Below are 18,900 nucleotides of genomic sequence, written 5' to 3'. Positions count from 1 at the left end.
ACATGCAGACGTTTTCGCGCCATGATCTGACCGACCTGTTCCGCAGCCTGGCCGAGCGCATGGCCGCGGAACAATCCTATCTGGCCGAACTGGACGGAGAGATCGGCGATGCCGATCACGGCGTGGCGATGGCCGGGGGCTTTGCCGCCGCGGCGCGCGCCCTGAGCGAGGCGGGCGAGGCGGACCAGACGCTGGCACAGGGGCTGACGCTGGCCGCGTCGTCCCTGCACAACGCGGTGGGCGCCACGACCGGCCCGCTTTATGCCAGCGCCCTGCTGCGCGCCGCCTCGGCGCTTGGCGCCGAGACGCAGGTGCCCCTGTCCCGCCTGCCAGAGGTCATCGTCGCGATGGCCGAGGGGATCGCCACCCGCGGCCAGGGCAAGCCCGGCGACAAGACCATGGTCGATGCTTGGGCGCCTGCCGCCCATGCCGCCCGCGCGGGCCTGCAGGCGGGCCAGCCCGCGACCGAGGTGCTGGCCGCCGCGGCTCGTGCCGCAGCCGACGGCGCACAGGCGACGCGCGCGATGATGGCCAGCCGCGGCCGCGCCGCCCGCCTTGGACCGCGCAGCGTGGGCCATCTGGACCCCGGCGCGGTATCGGCCGCGGCGCTGCTGGACAGCCTCGCGCACTGGGCCCGGCGCCGCGCGGAGGGGTCGCGCCCATGACCACCACCCCCCGCCAGCCCCTGCGCTTTGGCGAGGACCCGCTGCTGTGGGCGTCTTGGCTGTATTACCAGGAGGGCCTGACCCAGGGCGACATCGCCACACAGATGGGCGTGTCCCGCGCCTCGGTGAACGCCTATCTGGCGGATGCGCGCACCCGCGGCATCGTCTCGATCGAAATCGACCCCGAACGGTTCCGCGCGCTGAGCCTGGCGCAGGCGATGCAGGACCATTTCGGCCTGACCGACTGCCTGGTGATCCCGTCCGAAGGCGGCGACAGCCCGCTGATCGACCGGCTTGGCGCGGCCGCGGCGCAGGTGCTGTCGCGGCTGGCGCGGTCGGCCGACACCATCGCGGTGACCTGGGGACGGACCGTCCTGTCGATGGCCAGCCGCGTCGACCGCGCCGGGCTGCAGGACCTGCGCGTGGTGCAGGCGACGGGCGGCACCACCGCCAAGATCCCCTGGACGCCCGAAGCCTGCGCGACGCGGCTGGCAGAATCGATGGGCGCGCGGTGCATCCCGATCTCGGCCCCGGCGATCGTGTCATCGCCCGACATGCGCGCGCTGCTGCTGCGAGAGCCGGTGGTGGCAGAACAGATGGCGGTGCTGGCGCAGGCCAACCGGATCGTGCTGGGCATTTCCTCGCTGCGGCCGGAAAGCACCATCCACAGCAGCGGCTTTTTCGACGACGTGGCCATGCACGCCCATTACCACGCCGCGGTGGGCAGCATCGCGGGGCGGCTGATCGACGCCCAGGGCCAGCCCGTCGACGGCCCGCTGGAGGGGCGGACCATCGGCATCGACCTGGGCGGCCTGCGGTCCGTCCCCTGCCGGATCGGCGTTGCAGGCGGCATGGACAAGGTCCAGGCGATCCTGGCCGCGCTGCGCGGGAACTACATCAACGTGATGGTGACCGATGCCGACACCGCCCGCGCCATCCTGACCTCCGAAGGGCATGACGACACGCCCGCGCGGCGCCGCGACCAGATGCCCCAGCCCCTACCCGAACGCCTGCGGGTCAAGAAGTTCATCAACCGCCCCCAGGACGCCGTGAACGAGACGGTGGCCGGCGCCCTGCTGGCGCATGAGGACATGCTGGCCCCCATCACCGGCGCGCCGCGCGCCCTGCGGGCCACGGGCGCCCCCCGGGCGGGCAAGGTCGGCCTGGTCATCGGCGGCGGGTCGGGGCACGAGCCGGGGTTCTTCGGCTATGTCGGGCGCGGGCTGGCGGATGCGGTGGCGATCGGCAACGTCTTTGCCGCACCGCCGCCCGACCCGATCCTGGCAGCGACGCTGGCCGCAGATGGCGGGGCGGGCGTTCTGCACATCTTCGGCAACTTCTCGGGCGATCTGATGAACTTCGAGATGGCGGCCGAGATGGCCGCCGCCCGCGGCGTGCCGGTGCGCACCATCGTGACCACCGACGACATCGCCTCGGCCCCCGTCGACACGCGGGCGGCGCGGCGCGGGGTGGCGGGCAATGTCTTCGTCTTCAAGGTCGCGGGGGCCGCCTGCGACCGGATGCTGCCGCTGGAAACCTGCGCGGGGCTGGCGCTGCGCGCCAACCAGCGCTGCTACACGATGGGGATTGCGCTGGAACCGGGCGCGTCCGTTGACAGCCAGAAGCCCAGCTTTCGGCTTGGCGCAGGTGACATGGAGATCGGCGTGGGCGTGCATGGCGAACGCGGCATCGCCCGTGCGCCCCTGGCCAGCGCGGACGGCGCCGCCGACCTGATCGTGGACCGCATCCTGGACGAGATGCGCCCCGCCGAGGGCGACCGGGTCGCCCTGTTGGTGAATTCGCTTGGCGGCACGCCCAAGATGGAGCTGTACATCCTGAACCGCCGGCTGCGTGAACGTCTGCGCGCACGGGGCGTGCAGGTGCATCGCACGCTGATCGGACATTACTACACCTCGCTGGACATGGCGGGCGTGTCGATCACCGCGCTGCACCTGGACGAGGAACTGACCGCCCTGATCGACCACCCCTGCCATTCCCCGGCCTGGACGCAGCCCTAGGTGGCCCGTCGCGGCCTGCAACCCAGCCATGCCTTGCCGATCGCCGCGCAAATCGCCATGTTAGCGCCTGACAGACCTGAAAGGATGACCCATGACCGCCCGCCGTTTCGATGCCGTGATCTTTGATCTGGATGGCACCCTGCTGGCCACCGAACAGATGACCATCGAGACCGGAGAGGCGGCGCTGGCCCGCATGGGGCGCGTGGCCCCCGACGGGCTGCTGGCATCGCTGGTGGGCATCGACGAGCCGACCTCGCGCGGGATCCTGCGCGACCACCTGGGCGCGGATTTCGACTTTCCGCACCTGGACCGGATGTGGGCCGAGGCGATGATTGAACGGCGCGACCGCGACGGCATCCCGCTGCGCCCGCATGTCCACACGCTGCTAGACGCGCTGCGGGCGGCGGGACTGCCCTTTGCCATCGCGACCTCCAGCACCGGCGATCAGGCCCGGGAAAAGCTGGCGGCGGCGGGGCTGACCGACAGCTTTGACATCGTGGTGACGCGCAGCGACGTGCCCAGCCCCAAGCCCGCCCCCGACGTCTATCTGCTGGCGGCCCGGCGGCTTGGGATCGAGCCTGCCCGCTGCCTGGCCTTCGAGGACAGCGATGTCGGCGCCATCGCCGCACGCGCGGCCGGGATGACGGTCGTGCAGGTGCCCGACATGGTGCCCCTGTCGGGAGAGAACGCTGACTTTCTGGCGACCGACCTGATCGCGGGCGCCCGGGGCATCGGCCTGCTGGCTGCCTGACACGGTTGTGGCCCCCGCGGCGCCCCGCTAAGGTGGCGCTGTGCCCGAGGGATCGATGACCGACACCAAGCCCGCCTACCAGGTTCTGGCCCGGAAATACCGGCCCGAAACGTTCGCCGACCTGGTCGGACAGGACGCGATGGTCCGCACGCTGAAGAACGCGTTCGCCGCCGACCGCATCGCGCAGGCCTTCATCATGACGGGCATCCGCGGCACCGGAAAGACGACCACCGCGCGCATCATCGCCAAGGGCATGAACTGCATTGGCCCAGATGGCCAGGGCGGCCCCACGACCGAACCCTGCGGCGTGTGCGAGCATTGCGTGGCGATCGCCGAAGGCCGCCATGTCGACGTGATGGAGATGGATGCCGCGTCCCGCACCGGCGTGGGCGACATCCGCGAGATCATCGAATCGGTGCATTACCGGGCCGCGTCCGCGCGCTACAAGATCTACATCATCGACGAGGTCCACATGCTGTCGACCAGCGCGTTCAACGCGCTGTTGAAGACGCTGGAGGAGCCGCCCCCGCATGTGAAGTTCATCTTTGCCACGACCGAGATCCGCAAGGTGCCGGTGACCGTCCTGTCACGCTGCCAGCGCTTCGACCTGCGCCGGATCGAGCCCGAGGTGATGATCGCCCTGCTGCGCCGGATCGCCGCGGCTGAGGGTGCGACGATCACCGACGACGCGCTGGCGCTGATCACCCGCGCCGCCGAAGGGTCGGCCCGCGATGCGACCAGCCTGCTGGACCAGTCGATCAGCCATGGCGCGGGCGAGACCACCGCAGACCAGGTGCGTGCGATGCTGGGCCTGGCCGACCGCGGCCGCGTGATCGACCTGTTCGAGATGGTGATGCGCGGCGACGCTGCATCGGCGCTGACCGAGCTGCAGTCGCAATATGCCGATGGCGCCGATCCGGTCGCGGTGCTGCGCGACATGGCCGAGATCGTGCACTGGATTTCCGTCGTGAAGATCACGCCGGACGCGCTGGAGGATCCGACGATCTCTCCGGACGAACGGTCACGAGGCAAGGACCTGGCCGACCGGCTGCCGATGCGGGTCATGTCACGGATGTGGCAGCTGCTGCTGAAGGCGCTGGAGGAGGTGTCCGCCGCGCCCAACGCGATGATGGCCGCCGAGATGGCGATCATCCGCCTGACCCATGTCGCCGACCTGCCCGACCCCGAGGCGCTGATCCGCCGCGTCCAGCAGGCACAGACGGCAGGAGAGTTCGCGCGCGGACCTTCGGTGGCGGGCGCGCCCGCGGCCCAAGCCCCGCAGGCGATGCGCCGCGCCCGCCCCGCGCCGGCGGTCCAGGCGCACGGCGCCGCGGCCCACGCCCTGGCCGTGACGCCCGAACTGGTCGAGAGCTATCCCGATTTCGCGTCCGTCATCGAGCTGATCACCCGGATGCGCGACATGACGCTGCTGGTCTTGGTGGAACGCCACGTGTCGCTGGTGCGCTACAGCCCCGGGCGGATCGAGTATCAGCCCCGCGACAACCCGCCCGCCGATCTGGCGCAGCGGCTGGCCGAGCGCCTGCGCGGCTGGACCGCCGGACAGCGGTGGGCCGTCACCATCACGAACGAGGCCGGCGCCCCCACCATCGCCGAAACCCGCGAGGCGCAGGCCCGTGCCGACCGCGACCGCGCCCTGGCCCTGCCCATCGTGCAGCAGGTGCTGGCCGCCTTTCCCGGCGCGACCCTGACCGGCATCACCCGCGTCGCCCCGGAGGCCCAGGTCGCCGACCTGCCCGAGGGTGCGGCCAATCCCCATGACGGAACCGAAGGCCCGGTGGCCGAGGTTGAGGAATGGGACCCCTTCGAGGATGAGGACTGAACGATGATCAAGGGATTGGGCGGCTTTGGCGACATGGCCAAGATGATGAAGGCCGCCAAGGACATGCAGGACAAGATGGGCCAGATGCAGGAGGACATGGCCCGCATCACCGTGACCGGCGAATCCGGCGCGGGCCTGGTACGCGCGACCTGCACCGCCAAGGGCGAGTTGACCGCGCTGGAGATCGACCCGTCGATCTTCGTGCCGTCGGAGAAGGAGGTGGTCGAGGACCTGATCCTGGCCGCCATCAAGGACGCCCAACGCGCCGCCGAGGAGAAGATGCAGGCCGAGATGTCGCGCATGACCGAAGGCCTGGGGCTGCCCCCCGGCATGAAGCTGCCCTTCTGAGCGGCATGGAGCAGGGCAGCGACGACATCCAGGCGCTGATCGCGCTGATGGCGCGGCTGCCTGGGCTGGGCCCGCGATCCGCCCGCCGCATCGTGCTGCAGCTGGTGCGCCGGCGCAGCCAGCAGATGGTGCAGCTGTCGCAACTGCTGGACCGGGTGGCGCAGAACTCGCGCGAATGCGTGGTCTGCGGCAACATCACCGACCGTGACGAATGCGCGATCTGCACCGATCCGGCCCGCGCGACCGGAGAGATCTGCGTGGTTCAGGACGTGGCCGACCTGTGGGCACTGGAACGCGGCCGGGCCTTTCGCGGCCGCTATCACGTGCTAGGCGGCACGCTGTCGGCGCTGGACGATGTGGGACCGGAGGACCTGGGGATCCCCACCCTTCTGGCGCGCATTGACGACGAAAGCATCACCGAGGTGATCCTGGCGCTGAACGCCACCGTCGACGGTCAGACCACCGCCCATTACATCGCCGATGCGCTGGAGGGGTCGCCCGTGACGGTGACGGGCTTGGCCCAGGGCGTGCCCATCGGCGGAGAGCTGGATTACCTCGACGACGGCACCATCACCGCCGCCTTGCGCGCGCGCCGCAGGCTGTAACGACAAAAGGCCGCGTCGGGGGACGCGGCCTTTCCATCGGATCTTGGGCGGACGGGGGTCCGGGGGGCTGGCCCCCCGGCCGTCGCGGGACGCGATCAGGCGTCCAGCTTGCCGACACGTGCCGGGGTCTTGGCGATCTCGATCCGGCGGGGCTTCAGCGCCTCGGGGATCTCGCGGACCAGGTCGATATGCAGCATCCCATCGACATGGCTGGCGCCATCGACGCGGACATGGTCGGCCAGCGTGAACTTGCGCTCGAACGCACGCGTGGCGATGCCGCGATGCAGGAAGGTCCGGCCCTCGTCCTCGTCCGCCTTGCGGGCCGACACGATCACGGCGCCGTCGCGGACCTCGACGTTCAGGTCGTCGGCGGCAAAGCCGGCCACCGCGATCGAGATGCGATAGGCGTCCTCGCCGGTCTTCTCGATGTTGTAGGGGGGATAGGTCGTGCTGGCCACGTCGGCGGTCATGGCGCGGTCCATGACATCGGCCAGACGGTCGAAGCCGACGGAAGCCCGGTACAGCGGGGTCAGGTCGAAATTACGCATGTGTCACATCCTGTTCAAAGCGATGTCAGAGTAGCCCCCCGAAACCGGGCGGGCAGGGAAACCGACGCCGTCATGGCCGCCGGTTTCCTGAATCTAGATCGCCCGAACCGCGTTTCAAGCCCCCAATGCGGCCGGTTTCGGCCCGCCCGTGGCCCAGTCCAGCAGCTCGACCGTATGCACCACCGGCACCTGCGTGCCGCCGCCGATCTGCATCATGCAGCCGATATTGCCCGCCGCGATCACCTCGGGCGCGACCGCCTCCAGCGTCTCGACCTTGCGCGCCTTCAGCTCGGACGACAGTTCGGGCTGCAACAGGTTGTAGGTGCCCGCCGAGCCGCAGCACAGATGCGGGTTCGCAGGCTCCAGCACGGTGAAGCCCATGCCAGACAGCAGGTCCTTGGGCGCCGCCTTGATCTGCTGGCCGTGCTGCAGCGAGCAGGCGGAATGATAGGCGACGCGCATCCCCTGCCCCTGATCGCCCGACCGCGCGGGCAGGCCCAAGCCCACCAGGAACTCGGTCACGTCACGGGCCAAGCCCGCCACGCGCCGCGCCTCGGCCTCCATCGGGTCGCCCTTGAACAGGTGGCCGTAATCCTTGATCGTCGTCCCGCAGCCCGAGGTGTTGATGATCACCGCGTCCAGCGCGCCCCCCTCCTCGGCCGCCAGCAGGCGGCGGATGCTGTCGCGGGCCCGCGCCTTGCCGTCGGCCTCCTGCCCCATATGCAGGGTCAGCGCGCCGCAGCAGCCGAAATCCTGCGGGATCACGACTTCGACCCCCGCGCGCTGCAGCAGGCGGATGGTGGCATCGTTGATGTCAGTGTTCAGCGCCCGCTGCGCGCAGCCGACCATCAGCGCGACCCGCGCGCGACGGGTGCCCTGCGCCGGGAAGGTCTGGCCGTCGTCGTTTCGGCTGACCGGGGGGATCGACTTTGGCGCCATGTCCAGCATCGCGCGCAGGCGGCGGTCCGGCATCAGCCCCTTGAAGGGCCGCGCGATCCGCGCCCCCATCAGCGCCAGCCGGAACCGGCCCGGGTGCGGCAGCACGAATTTCAGCACCCACCGCAGGAAGCGGTCAGCGACGGGACGGCGATAGGTCTCCTCGATATGCTCTCGTGCATGTTCCAGCAGGTGACCGTAATGCACGCCCGACGGACAGGTCGTCATGCAGGACAGGCAGCCCAGGCAGCGGTCGATATGCTTGACCGTCTTTTCGTCCGCCGGCCGGCCGGATTCCAGCATCTCCTTGATCAGGTAGATACGGCCGCGGGGGCTGTCCAACTCGTCCCCCAAGACCTGATAGGTCGGGCAGGTCGCCGTGCAAAAGCCACAATGCACGCAGGTCCGCAGGATCTTGTTCGACCGCGCGGTCAGCGGGTCGGACAGCTGTTCGGGCGAGAAATGGGTCTGCATCAGGCAGATCAACGCCCCGCCCCAGTCCAGCGACCGGGGTTCCGGCAGGCGCGCCAGCAGGGCCGGCGCCTCGCTTGGCCGACAGGTGATGCGCCAGGTGTCCAGGTCGGGGTGGTGGCTGGTCCGGCACAGCAGATCCCAGGCCTCCGGGTCGCCCTCCTGCACGGTACCGAAGGCGGACAGGCGCGCGGTCAGGTCCGCCGCGCGTGCCTTGACCGATGCCGCCAGCCCCTCGACCCGGATCAGCGCGCCGTGGCCGGGCAGCCACGCCGCTCCGGACACATCGAAGGGGCCGCCAAGCGCGCTGGACAGGGCCGGGATGGCCGCCGCGGCGTCCAGGTCCGGCAAAGCCAGGGTCGCGGTCACGGGCGGGATGGGGGCCGTGCGAAAGCTGATCTCGGTCAGCGCGCCCAAGGTGCCCCGGCTGCCGGCCATCAGCTTGACCAGGTCATAGCCGGTGACATTCTTCATCACCCGCCCGCCATTGCTGACGATCTGGCCCTGCCCGTCCACGAAGCGGACGCCGATCATCGCGTCGCGCGCGGCCCCGGCCTGAACCCGGCGCGGGCCGCTGGCATTCGTCGCAGCCACGCCACCGATAGTCGAGCCGGTCGTGACCGGTGGTTCGAACCCCAGCATCTGGCCTTCGGCGGCCAAGGTCTGGCGCACTTCCTCCACCGGGGTGCCCGCACGGACGACCAGCGTCAGCGCCTCGGGTTCGTACAGCGTCACGCCAGTCAGGGCGGTCGTGTCGATCCGGTCCCCCTGCCCCTCTCCGGGCCACAGGCGCGTGGCGCCACCGGTCACGGCGATCGGGCCGCGGGCGTCGCGGATCATCTGGGCCAGCTGGCCCTCGGTCTCAGGCTGCATCGGCGGGCCGGTTCAGGCGGCGGTCGCGGCGCGGGGCGCTGACGTCCAGGGGAAAGACCTTGGCCGCGTTCAACAGCCAGTGTGGATCGAACGCATCCTTGACCAGCATCTGCGCCTCGAGGTCGTTGGGGGCGAACTGTTCGCTCATCAGGTCTCTCTTTTCGATGCCCACGCCATGTTCGCCGGTCAGGCAGCCGCCGACCTTGATGCACAGCCGCAGGATGTCGGCGCCAAGCGCCTCGGCCAGGTCCAGGTCGCCCGGCTTGTTCGCGTCATAGATGATCAGGGGATGCATGTTGCCGTCGCCCGCGTGGAACACGTTCGACACGGCCAGCCCGTATTGCCGCGACAGATCGCCGATGCCCGCCAGGACCGTGGGCAGGGCCGTCACCGGGATCGTCCCGTCCAGGCAGATATAGTCGCCCATGCTGCCCATCGCGCCAAAGGCCGATTTCCGGCCCTTCCAGATGCGGGCGGATTCGTCGTCGGACCGGCTCTCGCGGAACTCGACCGGGTCGAAGGTCATGGCGATGTCGCGGATCAGGGTCAGCTGTTCGTCGATCTCGGGGCCCGTGCCCTCAACCTCGACGATCAGCAACGCCTCGCAGTCGGGATAGCCCGCGCCCGAAAACTCCTCGGTCGCCTTGATGCAGGGGGCGTCCATGAACTCGATCGCGACCGGGATGATGCCCGCGCGGATGATCGCGGCGACGCAGGCGCCCGCGGTCTCGGCTGCGGCAAAGCCGATCAGCGCGGGCCGCGCGCCTGCGGGCTTGGGCAGGATGCGCAGGGTCGCCTCGGTCACGATGCCCAGTTGGCCCTCGGACCCGCAGACGACGCCCAGAAGATCAAGCCCCGGCCCCTCGCCCATCGGGCCGCCCAGATGCACGACAGACCCGTCCATCAGCACGACCGTGACGCCCAGGAGGTTGTTGGTGGTGACCCCGTATTTGAGGCAATGCGCGCCGCCCGAATTCATGGCGATGTTGCCGCCGATGGCGCAGGCCAGCTGGCTGGACGGATCGGGCGCATAGAAGAAGCCCAGCCCGTCCACCGCACCCGATACCGACAGGTTCGTGCGCCCCGCCTGGACCCGGATCAGCCGATCGCCGGGGGCGATCTCCAGCACGTCGGTCATGCGCGACAGGCCGATGACGACCGCGTCCGCGGTGGGCATGGACCCGCCCGCAAGGCTGGTCCCCGCGCCACGCGGCACCACCGGCACGCGCAGGTCGTGGCACAGGCGCAGCAGGCGCGACACCTCCTCGGTGCTGCGGGGCAGGACCACGGCCAGCGGCGCGCAGCGATAGGCCGACAGCGCATCGCATTCATAGGCCCGCGTTTCCGCCGGATCGTCGATGACCGCGTCGGGCAGCGCCTGCCGCAACGCCTGGGTGATCGCCTGCCTGCGCGCCAGGATGGACGCGTCGGGTGGGGGCATCTGCATCATGGCCGGTTCTCCTCCCTGCCTGTCGTCCCGACGGTATGCCGCGTCACGGGGGGTTTCAAGGCGCGACGTCCGGCCCTAATGTCGCGGCATGAACCTGCTGGACCAGATTTCCGCCGCTCCGATGGCCCTGCGCGACATGGCCGCGCTGGCGTTCCTGTTCGTCGCCTGGCTGGGGATCGGCTGGTTCACCGAACGCCCGCCGGCGGGGCGGCCGTCGGTTTCGGTGCTGATGACGCGCTATCGCCGGGAATGGATGCGCCATTTCGTCGAGCGCGACCCGCGCATCTTCGACGGCAACATCCTGGCCAGCCTGCGCGAGGGGACGGCGTTCTTTGCCAGCGCCTGCATGATCGCCACGGGCGGCCTGCTGGCGCTGATCGGCAACGGCGAGCGGCTGCGCAGCGTCGCCAGCGGGCTGGAGCTGACGCCCACCGCCGGCACGGGGTGGGAACTGCGCCTGCTGGTGCCGATGTTCTTCGTGGTGAACGCGTTCCTCAAGTTCGTCTGGGCGCACCGGCTGTTCGGCTATTGCGCGGTGATGATGGCGGCGGTCCCGAACCGCGCCGACCACCCCGAGACGATGGACCGCGCCATGCAGGCGGCCGATCTGAACATCACCGCCGCCCGCAGCTTCAACGCCGGGCTGCGCAGCGTCTATTTCGCGCTTGGCGCGCTTGGCTGGCTGACCGGCGCCTGGACGCTGATGCTGGGCACGGCGATCGTGCTGTGGGTCACGTGGCGGCGCGAATTCGCGTCCACCTCGCGCCAGGTCATCCTGCGGTCACTGCCGCCCCCGATGCTGTCCGCCGGGCTTTCCGGTCCTGTCGGACAGCGATCGTCAGCACCACCGCCCCCGCGGCGGTAAGCGCCACGCCCACCAGCCCCGGCGCGCGCCAGCCCCATCCGGCCGCCAGCGCCAGCCCGGCCAGGAAGGGCCCAAGCGCGTTGGCCGCGTTGAAGGCCGCGTGATTCATCGCCGCCGCCATGTTCTGGGCCGACCCCGCCACGTCCATCAGCCGCGTCTGCAGCGGAATGACCAGCCCCGCACCGGCGGCGATCAGGAAGGACGACAGCACCATCAGCGGCCAGCTGCCCACGACCAGGGCTGCGAACCCCTGGGTCGCGGCCATCGCGGCCAGGCTGGCGAATGCCGCACGGTCGATGCCCAGGATCTCGGTCAGGCGGCCGGCGCCCCAGGTGCCCAGGGTGCCGCCCACGCCAAAGGCCGCCAGCGTCAGCGGGATCACGTATCCCGGCGCGTCGGTGGTGGCCAGGATCGCCGCCGTCAGGAAGGCATAGACCGCGAACAGCCCGCCGAACCCGATGGCCCCCACGGCCAGCACCCACAGGACGCGCGGGTTGCGCAGCGCCGCCAGTTCGTCCCACGGGCGGGCGTCGGGATTGCCACCGACGCGCGGCGCCACGCGCAGGATCAGCCACGCCGACAGCAGCGCGATCACGCCGGGCAGCGCAAAGCCCCACCGCCAGCCGATGCTTTGCCCCATCCAGCCCGCCAGCGGCACGCCGACGATGTTGGCGATGGTCAGCCCCAGCAGCACCCGTGCCGCGCCCCGGGCCCGCTGTCCCACGGGCAGCGCGTCAGCTGCGTAAAGCATCGCGACGCCCAGAAAGCCGCCATGCGGCAGGCCGGCCAGGAACCGCACCCCGACCAGCGTCGCCAGCCCCGGCATGAAGGCCGCCAGCAGGTTCACGACGCCGTAAAAGGCCATCAGCGCCGCCAGATAGCGCCTGCGCGGCAGCCGCGCGCCCAGCATCGCGGTGACCGGCGCGCCGACCACGACGCCAAGGGCATAGGCGCTGATGACGTGCCCGGCCTGCGGTTCGGTCAGGGCCAGGTCGGCGGCGAAATAGGGCAGCAGGCCCATGGCCGCGAATTCGGACGTGCCGATGGCGAACGCGCCAAGCGCCAGCGCCAGGATCGCGGCGCGAAAATCAGGGGTAGAGGTCATGCGGAATTCCTGGGACGGGGGTGTTAGCCCTCACACCAGCTTGGGCCGGTTTTGGCAAGCCCTGCGCGGACAGGTCAGCCTTGCATCATGTGCAAGGCATCACAGCAGCCCGCGCTGAACCGAGACCCAGATCGCCAGCGCGGCCACCACCAGCACCCCGAAGGCGACCGAGGCGCCAAAGCTGACCGCCCTGCCCTGCCAGCGGGTGATCTCGCCCAAGGGGCGCAGATGCGCGGCCAGCGCCGCGTGATCGCGCGCCAGACGCTCGGCGGGCAGCTGCCGCGCGACCTTGGGCTGGGACGACAGGCGGTCGGCCTCGGCCAGGCGGGCCGCACGACGGCGCAGGCGCGCCGGCAGCGCCCCCCCGCGGCGGTTCAGCATCACCGAGAGCGGCGGCCGTTCGCCGCGCCGGGCGCCGCCGAACCGGGACGCGATCAGGACCGCGATCTCGTCGGCCATGACGGGAATGTCTTCGAAGCTGTGACCCTTGCGCATCATCGGGTCAGGATAGACGGGATGGCAGCCGCGCGCCAGACGCCGTAAGCTGCCCGAATGAAGCTGAATCACACCGCCGCGGGCCCCGAAGGTGCCCTTCCCGTCCTGCTGGTGCACGGACTGTACGGCCAGGGGCCATTCGATGGGCGGCAAGGCGGCGATGGTCCTGGCGCTGACGCAGCCCGACCTGGTGCGGCGGCTGGTGATCATGGACATCGCGCCCGTCGCCTATGACCACGACCAGACCCGCTATATCGACGCGATGGAGGCGCTGGATCTGTCCGCGATCACCCGTCGCAGCCAGGCCGATGCGGCGATGGCCGCGGACGTGCCCGAACCGGGCGTGCGGGCGTTCCTGCTGCAGAACCTGGACCTCAAGGCCACGCCGCCCGCGTGGAAGCTTAACCTGCCCGCGCTGCGCGCGGCGATGCCGCAGATCGTGGGCTGGCCCGACGACCTGCCGCAAGGCAGCTTTCCCGGCAAGGTCATGGCCCTGCGCGGGGCCCGGTCCGATTATGTCGCCGATGCCGGAGAGGCCGCCCTGCGCGCCCATTTCCCGCAGGTGCGCATCGTCACGCTGAAGGATGCCGGGCACTGGCTGCATGCCGACGCGCCCGAGGCCGTGGCCGAAACGCTGGTCAGCTTTCTGGGCAACGGCCGCTAGCAGCGCAGATCGACCAGTGCGACGGCCGAATGGGGGCCGCCCTGCGGCGTCAGGCTGTTGTCGATGGGCCGGCATCCGGTGGCCTGCGCGGCCGCGCGCATCATCAGGTCGGGCATACGGAAGCGATCGGCGCGGCGCAGGCGGTCCAGCCTGATCACCTGCGCCTCGGTCCCGCGGGGATAGACGGCAAAGCGCATGCCGTCGACCGTCACGTCCTGACGTGCGGCGGCCAGAAAGCCGGGCGACGGGGTGGTGCAGCCCGACAGGGCCAGCATCAGGGCAAGGGGGGCGGTCATGCGCATCATGCCCATCATCGCCCGGCAAGGTTAACGGCAGGTTAATCCTGCCGCTGCTCCTCCAGCCGGTCGGCCAGCGATTCGGCGCGGGCGGCCAGTTCGGCCATCGCCTCGCGCAGGTCAGAGGGAATCACCGGAACCTCGACGCGGGGCGGGTTCTGCTGCAGCCGATTGATGTGGCGTTCGGCCTTTTCGGCGCGATCCTCCAGCGTGGCGAAACGGTCGGCCAGCATCAGCCCGGCCAACAGCAGCAGGCGCGGCTCGGGGACGCGACCGGCCTGTTCCAGGATCTGGCGCGCCTCTCCGTCCAGGATGGCGGCGGCGCGTTGCAGCAGGCGTTCCTCGCCATCGGCGGCGCCGACGCGGTATTCCTTGTGTCCGATGGTGAATTCGACCTCGGCCATGTCAGCGCTCCTCGTGGTTGGGCGGCAGATCCTCGGGCAGACCGCCCGCATCGCCCCCGACCTCGTCCGGCACGGCGCCGTCCAGGATCGGCGGTTCGTCGGCCAGCAGGCGCTCCAGCTCTGCCATGATCTCGCTCATCTGCGCCATCTCGGCGGCGCGGGCGGCGCGCAGGGCGGACAGTTCGGCCTGCAGGGCGGCCATCTGTTCGTCGGCCCCGATGCCGCCGGTCTCCTGCGCCTCCAGAAGGTCGCGGTTGGCGGTGATCAGTTCCTCGTTGGCGGCGGACAGGCTCGCGGCCTGTTCCGTCGCGGCGTCTAGACGGGCCTGCAACTCGGCCAGGGCGCCGTCATCGGCGGCGCTGGACGGGGCTGGTGCCGCCGCTTCGGCCGGACGTGGGGGCACGTCAAGCATCTTGTCCATCCGGTCAAGCGCGGCGCGCAGCCTGCGTTCGCTGGCAGTGATGTCGCTCATGGCGCGGGTCCTTTGGTGGCGTCTGAAAGACGTTTTCGCATTGCGGGCCCGGTAAGACAAGAACGGGCGGGAAAACCCGCCCGTTCCTTTCGATTATCCAGGGGTCAGCGCAGCTCTCGATGCTCGGCCATCAGGCCCTTGACCAAGGCATAGCACGCGCCCAGCAGCACGATGGCGAAGGGAAAGCCCGTCGACACCGCCATCGCCTGCAACGCGACCAGGCCGCCGCCCACCAGCAGGGCGATGGCGACCGCCCCTTCGATGGCGACCCAGAAGATGCGCTGCGGGACGGGGGCGTTGATCTTGCCACCCGCCGCGATCGTGTCGATGACCAGCGATCCGCTGTCCGACGAGGTCACGAAGAACACGATCACCAGCACGATCCCCACCAGCGAGGTGATGGAGGCCAGGGGCAGCTGCCCCAGCATGGTAAACAGCTCCAGTTCCAGCGGCGCATCCAGGATGCCCGAGAAACCGCTGACGGTCAGGTCGATCGCCGTTCCGCCAAGCGCCGTCATCCACAGGATCGAGATCAGCGACGGCACGATCAGCACCGCGATCAGGAACTGCCGCACGGTGCGGCCGCGGCTGACGCGGGCGATGAACATGCCGACGAAGGGCGACCAGCTGATCCACCATGCCCAATAGAACGCGGTCCAGCCGTGGCGGAAGTTGTCGTCCGTGCGACCGAAGGGGTTCGACAGCGGGATCAGTTCCGCACCATAGGCGCCCAGGTTGCTGAAGAAGCCGCCCAGGATGGCCATGGTCGGGCCCACCGCGATGACGAAGATCAGCAGCACGATGGCCAGGATCATGTTCAGCTCGGACAGGCGCTTGACGCCCTTTTCCACGCCCAGGACGACCGAGGCCCCGGCGACGAAGGTGATGCCGACGATCAGCAGGATCTTGTTCAGGCCGGTGTTCTGGAACCCGAACAGATAGGCCAGCCCGGCCATCGCCTGTTCCGCGCCCAGACCCAGCGAGGTCGCAAGGCCGAAGATCGTGGCCAGCACCGCCAGGATGTCGATGACGTGGCCCGGCCAGCCCCAGATCCGTTCGCCGAAGATCGGATAGAAGACCGAACGCAGCGTCAGCGGCAGCCCTTTGTTATAGGCGAACAGGCCCAGTGCCAGCGCCACCACCGCATAGATCGCCCAAGGGTGCAGACCCCAGTGGAAGATCGTCGCGGCCATGCCGATGCGGCGCGCGGCCTCGGGGTCGTCTACGGCGCCGCCCAGCGGGGCCCAGTCGGTGCGCACGCCCCCCTCGGTCACCGGACCGCCCAGCGCGGCCTCGAAATGGCCCAGCGGTTCGCTGACCCCATAGAACATCAGGCCGATGCCCATGCCCGCCGCAAACAGCATCGCGAACCAGCCGGTCAGGCTGAAATCGGGCGTGGCTTCGGGTCCGCCAAGACGGATCCGGCCAAGCGGCGACACGATCAGCGCCAGGCACAACAGCACGAAGACGTTGCCGGCCAGCATGAAGAACCAGTCCAGGTTCGATGTCAGCCCGTCGCGGATGCCCCCGAACAGGGGTTCCAGCTGGCCGGGAAACATCAGCGTGGCGACGGTGAACAGCACCACCGCCGCGGCAGAGATGCCGAAGACCGGGTTGTGGATGTCAAAGGGCACCTTGCCCTGATGCTCGATGTTGTCCTGACCGATGGTATAGTCGGTCTCGATGATCTCTGTCGGGCCTTCGGGCTCGGGCAGCGGCTCGATGCCGTCATCGGGGGCGGGTGCAGGCTCTGCCTTGGGCGGCGGGGCCTTGGGGGCATGGGGCGGGTAACGGCCGCTCAGGGCGTCCTGTTCGCGCGTCCGGTCGCGGGGGGTGCCCGGCGTTCCCGGACCTTTCGGTGGTGTTTGTGACATCTGTCCCTTTCAGATTTGGTCTCGAACGGGTGGCAGGTCCTTGGACCCTTGGCGGAAATCCGCCGCGGAGGTTCACTCCTTCTCACATTTCAGTCAGAAAGGCCACTGCCGGACATTTGGTTCCCGCCGGCCCGCCCGGCCCGACCGTTGACTTTGCCGGCGACCGTGACCAAGCATTCGCGTTTTGCGCCGTGGCGAGGACCCGATGGGAAAAGTGAACCGCAGCTTTGTCGTGATCGGGCTTGGCGCCTTCGGCAGCGTCGTGGCCGCCGAACTGGCGCGCTTCGGCAACCAGGTCATGGGCATCGACAAGGACCCGCGGCGGGTGGCGGCGCTGGCCGAACAGCTGCCCGCGTCGCTGATCCTGGACGCCACCGACGAAGGCGCGCTGCGCGAGGCGGGCGTCGATCGCTATGACGTGGGGCTGGTGTCGATCGGCAACAACCTGGAAAGCAACGTGATCGCCGCGATGAACCTGCGGCTGGTCGGCGTGGGGACGGTCTGGGCCAAGGCCGACAACCGCACCCATCACCGCATCCTGTCCAAGATCGGCGCCGACCGCGTCGTCATGCCGGGGCTGGAGATGGGCCGCCACACCGCGCAGATGCTGAACAACCCGGCGGTCCAGGACTATGTCAGCCTGGGCAACGGCTATTCGGTGGTGAACCTGATGATCCCGCACCGCCTGTCCGGCCGCACCCTGTCGCAGCTGAACCCCGGCCCGGGGATCGAGATCCTGGGCATGATGCGCGGCACCGAATATCGCGACATCCGCGGAGAGGACCCGGTCCTGCAGGCCAACGACCGCCTGCTGCTGCTGGGCAAGCGGGTCGACCTGACCGGTTTCGGCGACCGGCTGTGAAGCGGCCCCGCCCCTCGGCGCTGCGGCGCTGGCTGGCGCGCACGCCGCCGCCGGCCGTGCTGGCGGTGGGGTACCTGACCCTGATCGCGGTGGGCGGCCTGCTGCTGATGCTGCCGCCGATGACGCACACGCCGATCACGCTGTCGGATGCGCTGTTCACCTCGACCTCGGCGGTGACGGTGACCGGGCTGAACGTCGTCGACACCGAACTGGTCTATGCGTTCTGGGGACAGCTGGTCATCGCGGTGCTGATCCAGCTGGGTGGGCTGGGCCTGATGACCTTCGCGGTGCTGATCTGGTCAGCCCTGGGCCGCCCCCTGGGCATCACCCAGGGCACCTATCTGCGCGAGGATCTGAACCAGACCTCGTACGGCAAGCTGACGCGGCTGGTCTGGACCATCCTGCGCATCGTTGTCATGGCCGAGGTCGCGGGCGCGATGCTGCTGTGCCTGTCCTTCATGCCCCATCACGGGCTGGGCCCGGGGCTGTGGCATGCGATCTTCCATTCCGTCTCGGCGTTCAACAACGCGGGCTTCTCGACCTTCTCTCCGGGGCTGACGGGATACGCGCTGGACCCGGTGGTCAACGTGGTGATCCCGGTCCTGTTCATCGCGGGCGGCATCGGCTACGTCGTCATCGCCGACCTGTACCAGCGCGCATTCTGGCGCGGCTGGTCGCTGCACACGCGGATGATGATGGTCGGCACCGCCATCCTGATCGTGGGCGGCGTCGCCATGACCGCGATCCTGGAATGGAACAACCCCAACACGCTGGCACAGTATCACAGCATCACCGCCCGCCTGACCGTCGCGTGGTTCCAGGGCGTGACCACCCGCACCGCGGGGTTCAATTCGACCGACATCGCGGGGTTGGAGGAATCCACCTCGTTCATGTACATGATCCTGATGATCATCGGCGCCGGCCCCACCTCGACGGGCGGCGGGCTCAAGGTGACGACCGTCTTCGTGATGCTACTGGCGACCTGGGCGTTCCTGCGCCGCCGGACCGAGGTGACGGGGTTCGGCCGGTCCATCCCCCTTGGCGACGTGCTCAAGGCGATGGCGCTGATGGCGATGGCCTCGGCCGTCATCGTCACCGCGATCTTTCTGCTGCTGATCAGCGAGGGCGGCGATTTCGTCGACATCGCGTTCGAGGTGTCGTCGGCCTTCGGCACGGTCGGCCTGTCGCGGGCCTATACGCCGGAACTGTCCGAATTCGGGCGCGCGGTCATCATGGTGGTGATGTTCCTGGGCCGGGTCGGACCGCTGACCCTGGGGTTCTTCCTGGCCACGCGGATGGTGCCGCGGGTGCGATATCCCGCGGGCCAAGTGCACCTTGGCTGATGCGCCTGCCGCCCC

19 protein-coding genes and 1 pseudogene are annotated in these 18,900 nt (G+C 69.7%); 10 read left to right on the top strand and 10 right to left on the bottom strand.

Features of this window, described 5'->3' with window-relative positions; genetic code table 11:
• Window positions 1-2: 2 nt before the first annotated feature.
• From dhaL to recR, 6 genes are all read left to right on the top strand, one after another.
• Window positions 3-665 carry a dihydroxyacetone kinase subunit DhaL gene (gene dhaL / locus GBO37_RS11510; RefSeq protein WP_252929076.1) on the top strand — a complete coding sequence of 221 codons (663 nt, stop codon included), beginning with the start codon at window positions 3-5 and terminating at the stop codon, window positions 663-665.
• Window positions 662-2,683: a bifunctional sugar-binding transcriptional regulator/dihydroxyacetone kinase subunit DhaK gene (locus tag GBO37_RS11505; protein WP_252929075.1), complete on the top strand. Its 2,022-nt coding sequence runs from the start codon at window positions 662-664 to the stop codon at window positions 2,681-2,683. Before dhaL ends, GBO37_RS11505 begins: the two co-directional genes overlap by 4 nt.
• Window positions 2,684-2,774: 91 nt before the next feature.
• Window positions 2,775-3,434, top strand: a complete 660-nt coding sequence (locus tag GBO37_RS11500; protein WP_046001056.1) for an HAD family phosphatase — start codon at window positions 2,775-2,777, stop codon at window positions 3,432-3,434.
• A 55-nt stretch (window positions 3,435-3,489) separates the two neighbouring features.
• Window positions 3,490-5,274, top strand: a complete 1,785-nt coding sequence (locus tag GBO37_RS11495; protein WP_252929074.1) for a DNA polymerase III subunit gamma/tau — start codon at window positions 3,490-3,492, stop codon at window positions 5,272-5,274.
• Between the two features lie 3 nt (window positions 5,275-5,277).
• Window positions 5,278-5,622, top strand: a complete 345-nt coding sequence (locus GBO37_RS11490; protein WP_045982936.1) for a YbaB/EbfC family nucleoid-associated protein — start codon at window positions 5,278-5,280, stop codon at window positions 5,620-5,622.
• 5 nt (window positions 5,623-5,627) lie between these two features.
• Window positions 5,628-6,227, top strand: a complete 600-nt coding sequence (gene recR, locus GBO37_RS11485; RefSeq protein WP_046001057.1) for a recombination mediator RecR — start codon at window positions 5,628-5,630, stop codon at window positions 6,225-6,227.
• Between the two features lie 95 nt (window positions 6,228-6,322).
• Here the strand turns inward: recR and GBO37_RS11480 are convergent, their stop codons facing one another.
• From GBO37_RS11480 to GBO37_RS11465, 4 genes and pseudogenes are all read right to left on the bottom strand, one after another.
• Window positions 6,323-6,775, bottom strand: a complete 453-nt coding sequence (locus GBO37_RS11480; protein WP_045982934.1) for an Hsp20 family protein — start codon at window positions 6,773-6,775, stop codon at window positions 6,323-6,325.
• A 114-nt stretch (window positions 6,776-6,889) separates the two neighbouring features.
• Window positions 6,890-8,185 (bottom strand): glycolate oxidase subunit GlcF, encoded by a 1,296-nt coding sequence (gene glcF, locus GBO37_RS11475; protein WP_252929124.1) that lies wholly within the window; start codon window positions 8,183-8,185, stop codon window positions 6,890-6,892.
• Between the two features lie 546 nt (window positions 8,186-8,731).
• Window positions 8,732-9,022: pseudogene (locus tag GBO37_RS11470) on the bottom strand (FAD-binding protein); the annotation flags it as partial.
• 22 nt (window positions 9,023-9,044) lie between these two features.
• Window positions 9,045-10,502, bottom strand: coding sequence for an FAD-linked oxidase C-terminal domain-containing protein (locus GBO37_RS11465; RefSeq protein ID WP_139598851.1), 1,458 nt, complete (start codon window positions 10,500-10,502; stop codon window positions 9,045-9,047).
• Window positions 10,503-10,593: 91 nt separating this feature from the next.
• On the opposite strand from GBO37_RS11465, the gene GBO37_RS11460 reads away from it, so the two are divergent.
• Window positions 10,594-11,370 carry a DUF599 domain-containing protein gene (locus GBO37_RS11460; RefSeq protein WP_252929072.1) on the top strand — a complete coding sequence of 259 codons (777 nt, stop codon included), beginning with the start codon at window positions 10,594-10,596 and terminating at the stop codon, window positions 11,368-11,370.
• Here GBO37_RS11460 and GBO37_RS11455 read toward each other — a convergent pair.
• On the bottom strand, window positions 11,276-12,475 hold the full coding sequence (locus GBO37_RS11455) for an MFS transporter (RefSeq protein ID WP_252929070.1): 1,200 nt from the start codon (window positions 12,473-12,475) through the stop codon (window positions 11,276-11,278). The two genes, GBO37_RS11460 and GBO37_RS11455, sit on opposite strands and share 95 nt — an antisense overlap.
• Window positions 12,476-12,574: 99 nt before the next feature.
• The gene (locus GBO37_RS11450; protein WP_252929068.1) at window positions 12,575-13,123 is read right to left on the bottom strand and encodes a hypothetical protein; all 549 of its coding nucleotides are present in this window, start codon (window positions 13,121-13,123) and stop codon (window positions 12,575-12,577) included.
• Here GBO37_RS11450 and GBO37_RS11445 point away from each other — a divergent pair.
• On the top strand, window positions 13,113-13,634 hold the full coding sequence (locus GBO37_RS11445) for a hypothetical protein (RefSeq protein WP_252929066.1): 522 nt from the start codon (window positions 13,113-13,115) through the stop codon (window positions 13,632-13,634). The genes GBO37_RS11450 and GBO37_RS11445 overlap by 11 nt on opposite strands.
• Here the strand turns inward: GBO37_RS11445 and GBO37_RS11440 are convergent.
• The 4 genes from GBO37_RS11440 to GBO37_RS11425 all read right to left on the bottom strand — a co-directional run bounded on the left by GBO37_RS11440 (window position 13,631) and on the right by GBO37_RS11425 (window position 16,680).
• The gene (locus GBO37_RS11440; protein ID WP_252929064.1) at window positions 13,631-13,930 is read right to left on the bottom strand and encodes a hypothetical protein; all 300 of its coding nucleotides are present in this window, start codon (window positions 13,928-13,930) and stop codon (window positions 13,631-13,633) included. The genes GBO37_RS11445 and GBO37_RS11440 overlap by 4 nt on opposite strands.
• A 41-nt stretch (window positions 13,931-13,971) precedes the next feature.
• Window positions 13,972-14,334: a cell division protein ZapA gene (locus tag GBO37_RS11435; RefSeq protein ID WP_045982928.1), complete on the bottom strand. Its 363-nt coding sequence runs from the start codon at window positions 14,332-14,334 to the stop codon at window positions 13,972-13,974.
• A 1-nt stretch (window position 14,335) separates the two neighbouring features.
• Window positions 14,336-14,806, bottom strand: a complete 471-nt coding sequence (locus GBO37_RS11430) for a hypothetical protein (RefSeq protein ID WP_252929062.1) — start codon at window positions 14,804-14,806, stop codon at window positions 14,336-14,338.
• A gap of 104 nt (window positions 14,807-14,910) precedes the next feature.
• Complete coding sequence (locus GBO37_RS11425) at window positions 14,911-16,680, bottom strand: BCCT family transporter (RefSeq protein WP_084697415.1); 1,770 nt, start codon at window positions 16,678-16,680, stop codon at window positions 14,911-14,913.
• Between the two features lie 205 nt (window positions 16,681-16,885).
• On the opposite strand from GBO37_RS11425, the gene GBO37_RS11420 reads away from it, so the two are divergent.
• Together GBO37_RS11420 and GBO37_RS11415 are read left to right on the top strand one after the other, a co-directional pair.
• Window positions 16,886-17,542, top strand: coding sequence for a TrkA family potassium uptake protein (locus GBO37_RS11420; protein WP_045982927.1), 657 nt, complete (start codon window positions 16,886-16,888; stop codon window positions 17,540-17,542).
• Window positions 17,539-18,885: a TrkH family potassium uptake protein gene (locus tag GBO37_RS11415; protein ID WP_252929060.1), complete on the top strand. Its 1,347-nt coding sequence runs from the start codon at window positions 17,539-17,541 to the stop codon at window positions 18,883-18,885. The genes GBO37_RS11420 and GBO37_RS11415 overlap by 4 nt, the downstream gene beginning before the upstream one ends.
• The last annotated feature ends 15 nt before the right edge of the window (window positions 18,886-18,900 follow it).

Source organism: Paracoccus sp. 08 (assembly GCF_024105395.1).
GTDB lineage: Bacteria > Pseudomonadota > Alphaproteobacteria > Rhodobacterales > Rhodobacteraceae > Paracoccus > Paracoccus marcusii.
This window is presented reverse-complemented; position numbering and strand designations above follow the sequence as displayed.

Excerpts from the sequence above, each read along its gene's own strand:
- dhaL (WP_252929076.1), top strand. The coding sequence starts at position 3 with ATGCAGACGTTTTCGCGCCATGATCTGACCGACCTGTTCCGCAGCCTG.
- GBO37_RS11505 (WP_252929075.1), top strand. The coding sequence starts at position 662 with ATGACCACCACCCCCCGCCAGCCCCTGCGCTTTGGCGAGGACCCGCTG.
- GBO37_RS11500 (WP_046001056.1), top strand. The coding sequence starts at position 2,775 with ATGACCGCCCGCCGTTTCGATGCCGTGATCTTTGATCTGGATGGCACC.
- GBO37_RS11495 (WP_252929074.1), top strand. The coding sequence starts at position 3,490 with ATGACCGACACCAAGCCCGCCTACCAGGTTCTGGCCCGGAAATACCGG.
- GBO37_RS11490 (WP_045982936.1), top strand. The coding sequence starts at position 5,278 with ATGATCAAGGGATTGGGCGGCTTTGGCGACATGGCCAAGATGATGAAG.
- recR (WP_046001057.1), top strand. The coding sequence starts at position 5,628 with ATGGAGCAGGGCAGCGACGACATCCAGGCGCTGATCGCGCTGATGGCG.
- GBO37_RS11480 (WP_045982934.1), bottom strand. The coding sequence starts at position 6,775 with ATGCGTAATTTCGACCTGACCCCGCTGTACCGGGCTTCCGTCGGCTTC.
- glcF (WP_252929124.1), bottom strand. The coding sequence starts at position 8,185 with ATGCAGACCCATTTCTCGCCCGAACAGCTGTCCGACCCGCTGACCGCG.
- GBO37_RS11465 (WP_139598851.1), bottom strand. The coding sequence starts at position 10,502 with ATGCAGATGCCCCCACCCGACGCGTCCATCCTGGCGCGCAGGCAGGCG.
- GBO37_RS11460 (WP_252929072.1), top strand. The coding sequence starts at position 10,594 with ATGAACCTGCTGGACCAGATTTCCGCCGCTCCGATGGCCCTGCGCGAC.
- GBO37_RS11455 (WP_252929070.1), bottom strand. The coding sequence starts at position 12,475 with ATGACCTCTACCCCTGATTTTCGCGCCGCGATCCTGGCGCTGGCGCTT.
- GBO37_RS11445 (WP_252929066.1), top strand. The coding sequence starts at position 13,113 with ATGGGCGGCAAGGCGGCGATGGTCCTGGCGCTGACGCAGCCCGACCTG.
- GBO37_RS11440 (WP_252929064.1), bottom strand. The coding sequence starts at position 13,930 with ATGACCGCCCCCCTTGCCCTGATGCTGGCCCTGTCGGGCTGCACCACC.
- GBO37_RS11435 (WP_045982928.1), bottom strand. The coding sequence starts at position 14,334 with ATGGCCGAGGTCGAATTCACCATCGGACACAAGGAATACCGCGTCGGC.
- GBO37_RS11430 (WP_252929062.1), bottom strand. The coding sequence starts at position 14,806 with ATGAGCGACATCACTGCCAGCGAACGCAGGCTGCGCGCCGCGCTTGAC.
- GBO37_RS11425 (WP_084697415.1), bottom strand. The coding sequence starts at position 16,680 with ATGTCACAAACACCACCGAAAGGTCCGGGAACGCCGGGCACCCCCCGC.
- GBO37_RS11420 (WP_045982927.1), top strand. The coding sequence starts at position 16,886 with ATGGGAAAAGTGAACCGCAGCTTTGTCGTGATCGGGCTTGGCGCCTTC.